Annotated in this window: 14 protein-coding genes and 1 pseudogene; 5 read left to right on the forward strand and 10 right to left on the reverse strand. The window is 59.6% G+C overall.

What is annotated here, in order from left to right; all coding sequences use genetic code 11:
* Window positions 1-3: 3 nt before the first annotated feature.
* The 6 genes and pseudogenes from XMD517_RS08365 to XMD517_RS08390 all read right to left on the reverse strand — a co-directional run bounded on the left by XMD517_RS08365 (window position 4) and on the right by XMD517_RS08390 (window position 4,532).
* Window positions 4-276, reverse strand: a complete 273-nt coding sequence (locus tag XMD517_RS08365) for an HPr family phosphocarrier protein (protein ID WP_055187827.1) — start codon at window positions 274-276, stop codon at window positions 4-6.
* Complete coding sequence (locus tag XMD517_RS08370; RefSeq protein WP_173485877.1) at window positions 273-674, reverse strand: PTS sugar transporter subunit IIA; 402 nt, start codon at window positions 672-674, stop codon at window positions 273-275. Before XMD517_RS08370 ends, XMD517_RS08365 begins: the two co-directional genes overlap by 4 nt.
* The gene (rapZ, locus tag XMD517_RS08375; protein ID WP_173486333.1) at window positions 671-1,600 is read right to left on the reverse strand and encodes an RNase adapter RapZ; all 930 of its coding nucleotides are present in this window, start codon (window positions 1,598-1,600) and stop codon (window positions 671-673) included. Before rapZ ends, XMD517_RS08370 begins: the two co-directional genes overlap by 4 nt.
* Entirely contained in the window at window positions 1,593-2,078 is a 486-nt protein-coding gene (locus XMD517_RS08380; RefSeq protein WP_173485878.1) for a serine kinase, read from the reverse strand. Before XMD517_RS08380 ends, rapZ begins: the two co-directional genes overlap by 8 nt.
* The gene (locus tag XMD517_RS08385) at window positions 2,075-3,766 is read right to left on the reverse strand and encodes a sensor histidine kinase (RefSeq protein ID WP_254449670.1); all 1,692 of its coding nucleotides are present in this window, start codon (window positions 3,764-3,766) and stop codon (window positions 2,075-2,077) included. The genes XMD517_RS08380 and XMD517_RS08385 overlap by 4 nt, the downstream gene beginning before the upstream one ends.
* Before the next feature lie 59 nt (window positions 3,767-3,825).
* A pseudogene (locus XMD517_RS08390) lies at window positions 3,826-4,532 on the reverse strand (response regulator transcription factor).
* Window positions 4,533-4,941: 409 nt separating this feature from the next.
* Between XMD517_RS08390 and XMD517_RS08395 the strand changes: the two are divergent.
* Window positions 4,942-6,540 (forward strand): phosphoenolpyruvate carboxykinase, encoded by a 1,599-nt coding sequence (locus XMD517_RS08395; protein WP_173485880.1) that lies wholly within the window; start codon window positions 4,942-4,944, stop codon window positions 6,538-6,540.
* A gap of 279 nt (window positions 6,541-6,819) precedes the next feature.
* On the forward strand, window positions 6,820-7,662 hold the full coding sequence (locus tag XMD517_RS08400; protein WP_173485881.1) for an alpha/beta fold hydrolase: 843 nt from the start codon (window positions 6,820-6,822) through the stop codon (window positions 7,660-7,662).
* Between the two features lie 117 nt (window positions 7,663-7,779).
* Here the strand turns inward: XMD517_RS08400 and XMD517_RS08405 are convergent, their stop codons facing one another.
* Window positions 7,780-8,547, reverse strand: coding sequence for a sulfite exporter TauE/SafE family protein (locus XMD517_RS08405; protein ID WP_173485882.1), 768 nt, complete (start codon window positions 8,545-8,547; stop codon window positions 7,780-7,782).
* Between the two features lie 199 nt (window positions 8,548-8,746).
* Here XMD517_RS08405 and XMD517_RS08410 point away from each other — a divergent pair, with 199 nt between their 5' ends.
* Complete coding sequence (locus XMD517_RS08410) at window positions 8,747-10,393, forward strand: acyl-CoA dehydrogenase family protein (protein WP_173485883.1); 1,647 nt, start codon at window positions 8,747-8,749, stop codon at window positions 10,391-10,393.
* Window positions 10,394-10,461: 68 nt separating this feature from the next.
* Here the strand turns inward: XMD517_RS08410 and XMD517_RS08415 are convergent, their stop codons facing one another.
* Together XMD517_RS08415 and XMD517_RS08420 are read right to left on the reverse strand one after the other, a co-directional pair.
* Entirely contained in the window at window positions 10,462-10,872 is a 411-nt protein-coding gene (locus XMD517_RS08415) for a DUF3995 domain-containing protein (RefSeq protein WP_173485884.1), read from the reverse strand.
* Complete coding sequence (locus XMD517_RS08420; protein WP_173485885.1) at window positions 10,869-11,228, reverse strand: hypothetical protein; 360 nt, start codon at window positions 11,226-11,228, stop codon at window positions 10,869-10,871. The genes XMD517_RS08415 and XMD517_RS08420 overlap by 4 nt, the downstream gene beginning before the upstream one ends.
* Before the next feature lie 140 nt (window positions 11,229-11,368).
* On the opposite strand from XMD517_RS08420, the gene XMD517_RS08425 reads away from it, so the two are divergent.
* Together XMD517_RS08425 and XMD517_RS08430 are read left to right on the forward strand one after the other, a co-directional pair.
* Complete coding sequence (locus tag XMD517_RS08425; protein ID WP_173485886.1) at window positions 11,369-11,887, forward strand: TetR/AcrR family transcriptional regulator; 519 nt, start codon at window positions 11,369-11,371, stop codon at window positions 11,885-11,887.
* A gap of 28 nt (window positions 11,888-11,915) precedes the next feature.
* Entirely contained in the window at window positions 11,916-12,308 is a 393-nt protein-coding gene (locus XMD517_RS08430; RefSeq protein WP_173485887.1) for an META domain-containing protein, read from the forward strand.
* Window positions 12,309-12,322: 14 nt separating this feature from the next.
* On the opposite strand, the gene recO is transcribed toward XMD517_RS08430, so the two are convergent.
* Window positions 12,323-13,063 (reverse strand): DNA repair protein RecO, encoded by a 741-nt coding sequence (recO, locus tag XMD517_RS08435; RefSeq protein ID WP_173485888.1) that lies wholly within the window; start codon window positions 13,061-13,063, stop codon window positions 12,323-12,325.
* Between the last annotated feature and the right edge of the window lie 171 nt (window positions 13,064-13,234).

A 13,234-nucleotide genomic window follows, 5' to 3' on the forward strand; every position in this document is an offset into this window, starting at 1 on the left:
TTGTTACATTCCCTCACCGAACTTGTCCGCAACAAGCGTGTCCAGCGCATCAAGCAGCTTGGCGGCTTCCGGGCCGGATGTATCCACCTGGATGCTGGTGCCCTGAGACGCGGCCAGCATCAACAGCCCCATGATCGAGTCTCCCTCAGCCTCAAGCCCATCCTTTTCAACCCGCGCATGGGCATCATGTGCCTCGACCGTTTCAACGAATTTCGCAGAGGCGCGCGCATGCAGCCCCTTGACGTTGATGATCTCAAGAACCCGGCTATTGCTCATGTCGATGTCCCCTGACCCGCGTTGATACAATCAATATATTTGCGCCCTGCTGTCAGGGCCATTTCCGTTGCGCGTTCCACTGGCAAATGGCGCGATTTTGCCAATTTCACCAGCATCGGCAGGTTGGCTCCGTAAAGGATCCGTCGATCTGATTTGCAGCAGGCTGGCAGGGAAAGGTTGGAAGGCGACCCCCCGAACATATCCACGACGACAACCACCCCGTCGCCCTGATCAACCCGATCAGCCGCCTGGCAAATCTCATTCTGCTTTGCGGCTCGATCCAGCTCGGCCGTTGTCGCAATGGCGGCCACACCTTCCTGCTGGCCGACCACATGTTCAACCGCGGCCAGATACTCGCCAGCCAATCCACCATGTGCGACGATCACAATTCCGATCACGCCTCTTTCCCCAAATTGTCCATCGCCTGCCCCGTGGACTGACGCTCAAGTTCCCGATGCCTAATTGACACCTGCCAGCCCTTATGTGCAAGTGCCTTTGCCAGCTTTTCCGTCAGGGCGACCGAGCGGTGCTTTCCCCCGGTGCATCCAATGCCAATGGCCAGATGCGCTTTTCCCTCCTCGCCATAGGCCGGTAGCAAGAACTCCGCCAAATCCGAAATCTTGTCGAAAAACGGGGCAAACCGCGCATCCTGCGCGACATAGTTCAGCACGCGGTCATCCTGCCCGGTCAGGGCGCGCAAGTCGGGATCCCAATGTGGGTTGCGCAGGAAGCGCGCATCAAAGACCAAGTCCAGCCCGCGCGGCACCCCCCGCTTATAGCTGAAAGATTGAACGGAAACGGCCAGCCGATCCGTTCCCGAAACAGACAACCACCGAAGCAGTTCCTCTTTGAGGTCATGAGGCGACAGGTCTGCCGTATCAATCAGCACATCCGCCCGCCCCCGCACCGGTTCCAGCAGGCGCTTCTCAACCCGAATACCATCAAGCGGCGTGTCCGCAGGGGCAAGCGGGTGCCTGCGGCGGGTTTCGGAATAGCGGCGCACCAGCACATCATCGGTGCAATCCAGATATAACAGCTCCATGTGATAACGTGGATCGCTGCGCAGCGTTTCAATCACCTCAAGCATCATCTCGGTCGAGAAGTCCCGGTTGCGCGCATCCACCCCAAGCGCAATCGGGTGGGTCAGGGCCGGGCCGGTCAAAACGCGGTTCACAAGGGACAGCGGCAGGTTGTCAATCACCTCATACCCCACATCCTCCAGAACCCGCACGGCCGTGCTGCGTCCGGCCCCCGACGGGCCGGTCACCAGAACAACACTGGGGGGGCTGGGATCGCGTTGCGCAGGATCTGTCGCGTCAACCATCGTCTTCATTATGGACACCGAGTTTTACCATGTAAAATAAGGCACTTGGAAAATGCGGCGCGTCAACCCGCCAAAGGGTGGCAAGCGGGTATTTTGCCACGATTGTGACCGGGCGCGATGGCGGCAGGCGCTGATCTTCGGTCCGGGACAGGTCCACCACCCAGGCCAAAGGGGCAGAGACTGCGTGGGGCACCCGGATCAATCCGACCCCGCGCGCTTCCATCTTTCCTGCCATGTGATCAGGGGCATGGGCCAAAAGTCCATCCGGTGTGACTGCAACATGGGTCAGATCGTCGGATACCAGCATCGCCCCGAGGGAAATAAGCTGAAGAGCCAGCGCGGATTTTCCGCTTCCGGACGGGCCAATCAGCATCACCCCCCTGCCATCAATCGCAACCGTGGTCGCGGGCACATAGCCGCGCGCATCCGGGGTCAGAACTGCACCAGTCAGGGAACCGTGCGAGGCGGCCTCACTCACACCGGAAGCCCGACCACAAACCGTGCGCCCAGCGGTTCAGAAGTGATGTCTGCATCGGTTGGGCGAATGTTTTCCGCCCAGATCACCCCGCCATGCGCCTCAACAATCTGCTTGGAAATCGCCAGGCCAAGGCCTGAGTTGTTGCCAAACTGGTTTTCCGGACGTTCGGAGTAGAACCGCTTGAACACTTTCGTCAGGGCCTGTTCGGGAATGCCCGGGCCGGTGTCTTCGACCACGACCAGCACCCGGTTGGCACGCCTGCGGACCCAAACCCGGATCGCATCCCCTTCTTCACAGAAGCTGAGCGCATTGGTGATCAGATTGACAAAAACCTGTGCCAGACGCGCCTCAAGCCCATTGATCACAATCGGTTCCGGCGGCAGATCGGAAATGAAATCCACCCCTTTATCAACCGCTTCATTGCCGAGATACTGTGTGAGGTTCCCAAGCATTTTCAGAAGGTTGAACGGTTCTTCCTCTTCCTTCACCAGCTCGCTGTCCAGCCGCGAAGCGTTGGAGATGTCACTGACCAGACGGTCCAGCCGACGCACGTCATGCTCAATCACATCCAGCAATTTGACGCGATGCTCATCCTTTTTGGCCACCCGAAGCGTCCCGATGGCAGAGCGCAGCGACGCAAGCGGGTTCTTGATTTCATGGGCGACATCAGCGGCAAATTGTTCGTTTGAATCAATCCGGTCATAAAGAGCCGCCACCATGCCGCGCAGCGCACCGGACAGCCGCCCGATTTCATCGGGGCGACCGGACAGGTCCGGAATACGCACCCGGCCCGGATTGACCTTGCGCGCATTCTTGTCGCGGCCCAGCTCGGCGGCCGTGGCCAGATCCGACAGCGGGTTGGCGATGGTCGAGGCCAGAACCAGGCTCAGCCCGATCGAAACAAGAATGGCAATCACGAACATCTGCAACAGTTGTTCCCGCTCACTGCGCACGAGAAGATCCAGTTCCCCATCCGCGGATGAGACCGCAACGGCGCCAAGCGTCACCCCGTCCTTCAGGATCGGGGCCGCAACCGAAAATACCATCCCGACATCACTTTTTGCCCCCGGGGCGATCTGCGTTCCCCCGGCGAGGGATTTGTCCAGCAGGGTCCGGACCAGTGCCTCACGATCCAGTGGTTTGGATTTCTCCCCGCTCGCCAGAACCGATGAAACACTGTCCCAAAGACTGTTCAGCATATCGGTGATAATGGTTGAATGGGCGCCCGGAGCAAGGCCGTTCACGGGGTCAGGCACGGTGCGCGCCTGTCCGACAACATTGCCCAACAGGTTCTTTTCCCGATCAAAAACAAAGGCTTCTACACCTTCGGGCAGGCTGAGGGCCGCCAGTGTTCCGGTGACATCAAGCCCTGTAGAAAGGGTTGTGCCCTCTTGCATCTGCGCTTCGAAAACATTGGCGATCAGTTCGGCCTCAACCACCAGGCCGCGTTCGCGCTGCAGCACAAGGCTGTCGCGGAACGGGTTGAGATAGAGCACCCCGGCCACCAGCACCAGCAGACCCAGAAGGTTGAAAATGATAATCTTGCGGGCAAGCGGTGAACGATTGATGGAAATCAATCCCCGCTTGGCCCGTCCATCGCGCAGCTCGGCTTCGACGGTGTTCTGGGGGCCAACCCAATCTTCACCGATAACCACATCCGAGCCTGATGACACTTTGGTATCGCGCAAGTTCTTCCCCAGTCTCTGTTCTTTCCGCCTGGTCCAACCCCAGCCCCACGGGCAGGGATTTATTCCTCGTTATAGCGGTAGCCGATCCCGTAGAGGGTTTCGATCGCCGAAAAATCCTTGTCTGCCATACGCATTTTCTTGCGCAGGCGCTTGATATGGCTGTCGATGGTCCGGTCATCCACATAGACCTGATCATCATAGGCCACATCCACCAGCTGATCCCGGCTTTTTTTACAAAGCCCGGACGTGAGGCCAGCGCCTGCAGCAGCAGGAACTCGGTCACGGTCAGCGAGACATCATTGCCCTTCCATGTCACCGCGTGGCGCAGGGGATCCATGGTCAGATCGCCGCGTTCGAGGATCTTGCTTTCCTCGACATCCCCTTCATCATCCTTTGCCCGCACTTCCTGACGACGCAGAAGCGCCCGAATGCGTTCCACCAGCAGACGTTGGGAAAACGGTTTGGTCACATAGTCATCGGCCCCCATACGCAGGCCAAGAACCTCATCAATTTCGTCATCTTTGGATGTCAGGAAAATGACCGGCAGGGTCGAGGTTTTCTGGCGCAGGCGCTGCAGCAGATCCATCCCATCCATGCGAGGCATCTTGATATCCAGCACAGCCATGTCGGGCATGCGCTTGGTAAAGGCATCCAACGCGGATTGCCCATCATTATAGGTTTCCACCTCGAAGCCTTCCGCCTCAAGGGTGATCGACACCGACGTCAGAATATTACGGTCGTCGTCAACAAGAGCGATCCTCGACATTACAGAGGTCTCCTTGTGCTGCTCGTGAATGTTGTTTTGTTTTGTCTTATTCTTGCCATAATCCCGTTTTCGGCCTTGAGAATCAACAGAGAACTGCGAATCGGCTTTCGCACATGCATCAATAAAACCGCGAAAGTGTAAAAACATGGCGAATATGTCTCACCCTACGGAAGGCGACCTGGCGGGCAATTCTGCGACAGTTTGCGCAAACAGGCGCTTGGTTGCGCTAACGAGCCAATTGCGCCCTGTTCCCTTTCATTTCCCCCATGCTATAGCCGCCACACCACGCTCGTTCACATGAGGGTGGCGCGCGTGGCCCGGCCCGCGGATCGGGTCAGGACAGACCACGCGCTTACATGTGGAACAGATACGCCGGGGGATCTCTGGACCGGCGACAGGAGCGAATTCTATGACCACTGGACGGGTAAACCCGGCACGCCGCTTGGAAGATCAAGGCATCACCGGGCTGGGCAATGTCTATTACAACCTGATGGAGCCGGCCCTTGTCGAAGCCGCGCTGAAGCGCGACGAAGGCAAACTGGGCAAAGGCGGCGCCTTCCTGGTCACGACGGGCAAACACACGGGCCGCTCGCCCAAGGACAAGTTTGTTGTGAAAACCCCCAGCGTCGAGGAGCATATCTGGTGGGAGAACAACCCGCCGATGGACCCGGCCAAGTTCGATGTGCTTTATCAAGACATGCTGGAGCATATGAAGGGCGGCGATTACTTCGTGCAGGACCTGTTTGGTGGCGCGGACCCCGCACATCGCCTGGACGTGCGCGTGGTGTCGGAGCTGGCCTGGCACAACCTGTTTATCCGTCACCTGCTGCGTCGCCCCGACCGTGACGAGCTGGACGAGTTCGAGCCGGAATTCACCATCATCAACTGCCCGACCTTCAACGCGAACCCCGAACGCCATGGCTGCCGTTCGGAAACCGTGATCGCGCTGAACTTCGACCGCAAGCTGATCCTGATCGGTGGCACCGAATATGCGGGTGAGAACAAGAAATCGGTCTTCACCCTGCTGAATTACATGCTGCCCGAAAAAGGCATCATGCCGATGCATTGCTCGGCCAACCACGCCACCGGCAACCCGGTCGACACCGCTGTATTCTTCGGCCTGTCCGGCACCGGCAAGACCACCCTGTCGGCAGACCCCTCGCGCACGCTGATCGGTGATGACGAACATGGCTGGTCGGACACTGGCACCTTCAACTTCGAAGGCGGCTGCTATGCCAAGACGATCAACCTGTCGGCGGAAGCCGAACCGGAAATCTATGCCACCACCGAGAAATTCGCCACCGTGATCGAAAACATGGTGTTTGACGAGGAAACCTTTGATCTCGACTTCAAAGACGACTCGCTGACCGCGAATATGCGCTGCGCCTACCCGCTGCACTATATCTCGAACGCATCGAAATCGGCCATTGGTGGGCACCCGAAGAACATCATCATGCTGACCTGTGACGCATTCGGCGTGCTGCCTCCGATCGCGCGTCTGACGCCGGCGCAAGCGATGTATCACTTCCTGTCGGGCTTCACCTCGAAAGTGGCTGGTACCGAGAAGGGCGTGACCGAGCCGGAACCCACTTTCTCGACCTGCTTTGGTGCGCCCTTCATGCCGCGCCGCCCGGCCGAGTATGGAGCGCTGCTGCGTGACAAGATCGCCAAGCACGGCGCCACCTGCTGGCTGGTGAACACCGGCTGGACCGGTGGAGCATACGGCACCGGGTCGCGTATGCCGATCCACGCCACCCGCGCGCTGCTGACCGCCGCCCTCGACGGGTCGCTGGCAGATGCGGAATTCCGCAAGGATGAAAACTTCGGCTTCGAAGTTCCGGTCAAGGTTTCGGGCGTGGCTGATCTGCTGCTTGACCCGCGCCGCACCTGGGATGATGCCCAGGCCTATGACGCCCAAGCCCAGAAACTGGTTGAGATGTTTGCCAAGAACTTCACCCAGTATGAGGCCGATATTGACGATGATGTGAAAGCGGTTGCCCTGGGCTAACCCCCTGCAGATCATTTGAAAATCACCGCCCCGCGTTCCCCGTGCAACGTGGGGCGGTTTTCGTTTCGCGACCCCTTCCCTACAGCCAGCACCACTGGGTAATGCGTTTCGACTTTAACCCGAGACAGGGCAAAACCGAAACGCTGCAAGAGATCTCAATGTCGTGGGCGTTTCGGAATAAACATGTGTTTCAAGTTCATCCTGAAACGCCTTGACGTTGCCTGACCTGACGCGCGGTCAGACTTTACCAAGCCGCAGAACCTGCGCTGATCTGTTCCCATGCGCGACCTTACCGACACCAGCCAGCCCGTCCTGATCCCCGGCTCACCGGCATTGCAGGGCACATGGCACGAAGCGACCCGCCCCCGCGCCGTGGCGGTGCTGCACGGGGCAACCGGCGTGCCGCATCCCTTCTACCGGCATTTCGCCAACTGGCTGGCACAGGAGCAGCAGGTAAGTTGTCTGACATATGATTATCGCGGCTTTGGGGCCTCGGCGCACACGCCGATCCATCGCGTCACCGCAACCATGCAGGACTGGGGTATCGAGGATCAACAAGCCGCCCGCGACTGGCTGTCGGCCCGGGCGCATGGCGCTCCGATCTGGGTGATCGGACATTCCCTTGGCGGTCTGATGGGCGCGCGCCAAAACCGGTCGGACGAGATTTCCCGGATCATTGCGGTCTGTTCCGGACCTGTGCACACCCGCGATCATCCCTGGCCGTATCAGGCTCTGGTGAGGGCCCTTTGGTATGGTGTCGGGCCGATGGCCCTGGCCATGTGGGGATATCTTCCCGGACGGGTTTCCGGGCTGGGCAGCGACATTCCCGGCCCGGTCTTTCGCCAATGGAAACGCTGGTGCACCACCCCCGGTTTCGACGTGGCAGAGCTTGGCCCCATTCCGACCGCCGGTCCAAACTGCCCGCTGCGCACGGTGGCGCTCAGCGATGATGGCGCGGTTCCGCCGCATGTGGTGGCCCAACTGGCGCAGAGATATCCGTCCTGCTCCCATGAACATGTTGTGCTCCACCCCGCAGATTTTGGCCTGAAACAGGTGGGGCATACGGCGATATTTGCCCGCCGCAATGCAGCAATGTGGCCCGCGATCCTTGGCGACACCTAAAGCGTTTCGACTTATTATTGAGACACAATAATGAGGCGAAACGCTCGAAACCTACTGATGTTGCGGGCGTTTCGAAATCAACTTGTGTCTCAAGTTAATCTCGAAACTCTTTAAGCGTCAGCCCATCAGCCCCTTACGGATCAGGTTCACCCCCGCCACGGTGAGAATCACCAATGTCACCCGCTTGAAGGTCTTTTGCGGCATCGCATCGTGAAACCGCCCGCCAATCACCATGCCAATCCCTGCCGGGACCAGCATCAGGGCAGAAAGGGGAGCCGTGTGAAGACTGAACACGCCTGATTTCAGATGCGCCACCAGAAGGGCCAGAGCGCCAACCCCGTAGATCACCCCCTGCACCCGCATCTGCTCGGCCTTGGGGGTGTGAATGGCGGTCAGATACGCCACGGTGGGCGGCCCCCACACCCCGGACAACCCGCCGATAAATCCGGCTATCGCACCGACAATCCCTTCATCCCGCAGCCTGTTTTCTGCCTTCAGGCTGGGGGACCAGCCCCGCAATTGCATCAGGCAAAACAGGACTATTGGCCCGCCAATTGCAATGAACAGCCAGCTTTGCGGCAGCACCCGCACCAATTGGGCGGAAAAGGCGATCAGGACAAGAAAGGCGATCAGGAAGATCTTGAACTTGCCGATCGTGCCCCAGGCTGCGGCAGGCCCCTGACGCAGGCTTTGCTGCACATTGGTCAGCACCGTGGGCAGGATCAGCGCCGCCAACGCGGTTTCCGCAGGCAGCACCGTGGCCAGCCCCGAGATCATGATTAGCGGCATGGCGAACCCCACCGCGCCTTTCACGAACCCCGCCGCCAATGTCACGAAAACTGCCAGGGACAGGACCCAGGGGGACAGCTCTGCCAAAATACCCATTTTGAACTCCGGAAAATCTTTGCCTCCCGTCTTACAGGAACAGGAAGGGGGCGTCATGCGCCCAATCGCCGCGTCATAATTGTTCGAATGTGATTCTGCATGCGCATTTTTATTGCGCTGCAACTGCAAAATGGCTATCCGGGGAACGAGAGCTTTTTTGCGGGTCCGAATCCGGGCCTCTTTGACAGGAGACAGTAAGATGAGCGCCCTGATCGACAATATTCTGACCCTCACCGGCGCGGCCATTGCCCCGGTGGAAACCGTGTTCGAGACCGCCAAGTCATCGGTTCGTGAGATGGTGAGCGAGGGCGACCGCATCTCTGGTGCCAAGCTGGAAGAGCACCAGGCCGCAGCCCACGCCCTGTCCTGGCTCGCCACCTATACGGAAAGCCTGCGCCAGATGAACGCCTGGGCCACCCGCCTGAACGAGGCTGGTCAGCTTGGCGAGATGGAAACCCTGATCCTGCAAATTGCCTTTGGCGAATATCTTGCCCAGATCAAGGGCGGCATGATGATGAGCCAGAACGAAATGGCCCGTCTGGCCGATATGGGTGTGGACGGTGCTGCTCTGAACACCGACGCGATCAACACGCTGGTGGCCGGTGGCAACTCTCAGGCCGCCCGCACCCGACTGGTTGAACTGATGCGGGACAATGCGGGTCATGCAACATTCGGCGCCACCGGTCTGGATGAAGAGCTGGAGATGATCCGCGAGCAGTTCCGGCGCTATGCCGACGAACGCGTCGCCCCCAATGCCCATGACTGGCACCTGAAAGACGATTACATCCCGCTGGAGATCCTCGAAGAACTGGCGGAGATGGGTGTGTTCGGCCTGACCATCCCCGAAGAATATGGCGGGCTTGGCCTGTCGAAAGCCTCGATGGTGGTGGTCTCGGAAGAGCTGTCACGCGGGTATATTGGCGTCGGCTCACTGGGCACCCGCTCTGAGATTGCCGCAGAGCTGATCCTTGCAGGTGGCACGGATGAGCAAAAAGAACAGTGGCTGCCCAAGATCTCATCGGCTGAGATCCTGCCCACCGCCGTTTTCACCGAACCGAACACCGGGTCGGATCTGGGCAGCCTGCGCACCCGCGCGGTGAAAAACGCCGAGGGTGATTATGAAGTGACCGGCAACAAGACCTGGATCACCCACGCGGCGCGCACCCATGTGATGACGCTCCTGGCACGCACCGACCCCAACAGCACCGATCACCGCGGATTGTCGATGTTCCTGGCGGAAAAGACCCCCGGTGACGACGCAAACCCGTTCCCGACCGAAGGCATGACCGGCGGCGAGATCGAGGTGCTGGGTTATCGCGGCATGAAGGAATTTGAACTGGGCTTTGACGGGTTCAAAGTGAAGGGTGAAAACCTGCTCGGCGGGGTTGAAGGTCAGGGCTTCAAACAGCTGATGAAAACCTTCGAAGCGGCCCGGATCCAGACTGCCGCGCGCGCCATTGGTGTCGCGCAGAACGCGCTGGAAATCGGCATGCAATACGCCGAAGACCGCAAGCAGTTCGGCAAATCCCTGATCAACTTCCCGCGCGTGGCCAACAAGCTTGCCATGATGGCGGTTGAGATCATGGTGGCACGTCAGCTGACCTATTTCTCGGCCTGGGAAAAGGACCACGACCAGCGTTGCGACCTCGAAGCGGGCATGGCCAAGCTCTTGGGCGCACGCATCGCCTGGGCCTGCGCCGACAACGCGCTGCAGATCCACGGCGGCAACGGGTTTGCCCTGGAATATCAGATCAGCCGGGTCCTGTGTGACGCGCGCATCCTGAACATTTTCGAAGGCGCTGCCGAAATTCAGGCGCAGGTGATTGCCCGCCGCCTGCTGGGATAACGCTGCCCGAGAGCAATCTCAAATTCTTATGACCTTGAAAACAAGGGCCGCCCACAAGGTGGCCCTTGTCATATATGCGCCGCTGTCAGCACCGCGATCAGCAGGCAAAGCGGGCCGTAGAGGATCCTGTTCAACCGGTCAAAGCAGGCTTCCTGATGCCTGCGCCAGACCGGCAGATAACTGGCCCCTCCTCGCAGCGCAAAGACACCCACCATCCCCCAGCCCGCCACCGTCGTCAGCCCGGAGGGAAGCGAGACGGGCATGAGATTTGCCAGCATGGCGACCAACAGGATGGCCCCGAAAAGGGCACAGGCCACCAGCGCACTTGCCCATCTCGGGGGCATACGGGTAATTCCCTTTGCGCCCACCACCGCCCTTGCCAACGCCATCTCATCCCGGATCGGCCAGTTGACACCCAGAGCCCAGATCAGATGCAACACCGCGATGGCAGACAGGAGCGCAATCAGTAAGCCGGTCATGCGCGCGCCCTCATTCCAAACAGCATCACCGCCGGGATCAGCAGAAAAATCACCCATTGAGGCATCACCCAAAGCGATCCGAGGATCGTCGCTCCGTAATACAGGAACAGCCCCGCATACCCGAGCTGCACCCCAACCAGCAGCACGCCAAGCCTCCTGTTTTCATGACGCACCATCCAGGCCAGTGACAAGGTGAACAGAGTAAGGTTGACGGTGACGGCGTGCCAGAGAACGGCCGATATCGCCCGCAAATCCGCGGGCAGGTTGCTGGACTGTATCGGCAGGTGAATGTCCGGCCCTCCAGCCAGAACATGCACTCCGGTGGTCAGCCCCATCAGGACGGCCGCCAAAATCATAGACCTTTTCATCGGTTCCTCACAAAATCTCACTCCATACGCTTGCGTATGTTAGCCACGACCGATACTCTGTCAATACGCTATCGTATGGTGAGGAAATGACGGAAAAACGAAACCGGCTGAGCAGTGAAGACTGGATAATGGCAGGCTTTCGTGCTCTGGCACGCCAAGGGGCCAAAGCCCTGAAAGCAGAACCTCTGGCGCGTGAGCTAGGCACGACCAAAGGGTCTTTCTACTGGCATTTCAAAGACCTGTCAGATTTTCACACTCAGATGCTCCTGCTATGGGAACATCGCGCCGTGGACGCAATCACGGATGGGCTGGCCGCTGAACCCGACCCGGTGCGACGCCTCTACCTGTTGGGAGAGATTGCCACTGCAAATGATGCCACCCATGGCGGAGACAGCACCGAGCCTGCCATTCGGGCCTGGGCGCTGGACCATCCCGACGTGGCCCAGGCCGTTGCTCGGGTGGATCAAAAGCGCCTCGGCTACCTTAAAGAGATCCTGATTGAGCTGGACCTGACCAACCCCGATTTCGCTCGGATTATCTATGGTGCCTATATCGGCCTGGGCACCCTTTCCGCCACGGATGAGGTCGACAATCGCAACGCGATGAGCACACTGCTCGCCGCGCTTCTGGCCCTGCGGGACGCTTAGGTAGCCTGATACATGTTGGAACCGAAAAATGAGACCAATTAACGTCCTGGCCATATCGCTTCTGACCCTGGCCGCCTGCAATGACGAAACCCTGTCCGGCTATGCCCCGGAAAAAACCACCTGGGTCTGGCAAGAGCTTGACGGGGGGCCTGCCCCGGCCCGCGCCACCTTAACGCTCGGCCCCCGCGGGCAGGTTTCCGGCCAAGCGCCCTGTAACAGCTATTCCGCCAAGGTGACGGTTCCATATCCGTGGTTTGAGCTTGGAAACATCATCGCAACCCGGAGGGCGTGCCCGGAGCTTGCAGATGAAACCGCCTATTTTAGCGCGCTCGAAGCCATGAGCCTGGCTGAAGTATCAGGTGACACTTTGCTGCTGAGCAATGATGCCGGGCGTGACATGCTGTTTGTGGCAAGCCCCTGACCAAGCGCAGACGCTCAAACGTCAGCATTCCGCCCCAAATCCCTCTGCAGCCGATCCACCAGTCGCGCCCGTGCATCGGGCAGTGGACGATCTCCAAGCGAAGCGGCCAGACGGTGCAGGAGGAAATGCCCGGTTGTGCTCAACCCTTCAAGAACATCCGCAAGACGCCCCTGTCCCCGCCCCAGCATGTCCGCCGGCAGCGGCAACAAACGATCCGCCCATTCCCCAGCCCCGGCAGATGACACGGCGCGTCCGGTTCTGGGGGACACGAAACACAGATCCTCACGCGTCCCGGTCACGGCACAGCTGCTCAGATCAAGCCCGAACCCCAATTCTTCCAAAAGCGCCAATTCCCATTTCAGATAGGCCACCGGCCAGGCCGGATTGGTGCCCAGCAGGTTCAACATGGATTGTGTCCGGTCATAAAGAACCGGGTGGGGTTCGCGCTCGGGCAGGGCGTAGGACAACAGGGAGGTGATGGCATTCAGACCCGCCAGGGCCGTCCGGTCAGACCAGATCTGCGCACGTGCCCGGACAGGCTCCACGGTGAAACTGCCGATATGCTCCTCCAGTCGCGCCCGCCAGGTGACATCAAGCTGCGCACCGGGTTGCAGGATCGGGGTCATCTTGCGACTTACCCCCCCTCGCACCACACCCGCATGACGACCGTGACCTTCGGTGAATACATCAATGATGGCAGAGGTTTCACCATGCTTGCGCACAGATAGAAGCGCCCCTTCATCCCGCCAGTCCATCACGTATCCTCCTGTTGGGAAGATGAGATCGACTGACCGCAAAGGCAATCCCCCTTTCTTCACAACCGACTAATTTTCTGGTCAGAAATATCCCCGCCGGAGGCATGGCCGAGCGGAGCGAGGCCCCCCGTGACCGGACGGCCCGGCCCGCAGGGCCGGGCAGGTCGGGCG

This window comes from Aliiroseovarius sp. xm-d-517 (assembly GCF_013283135.1).
In the GTDB taxonomy this organism is placed as follows: Bacteria; Pseudomonadota; Alphaproteobacteria; order Rhodobacterales; family Rhodobacteraceae; genus Aliiroseovarius; species Aliiroseovarius crassostreae.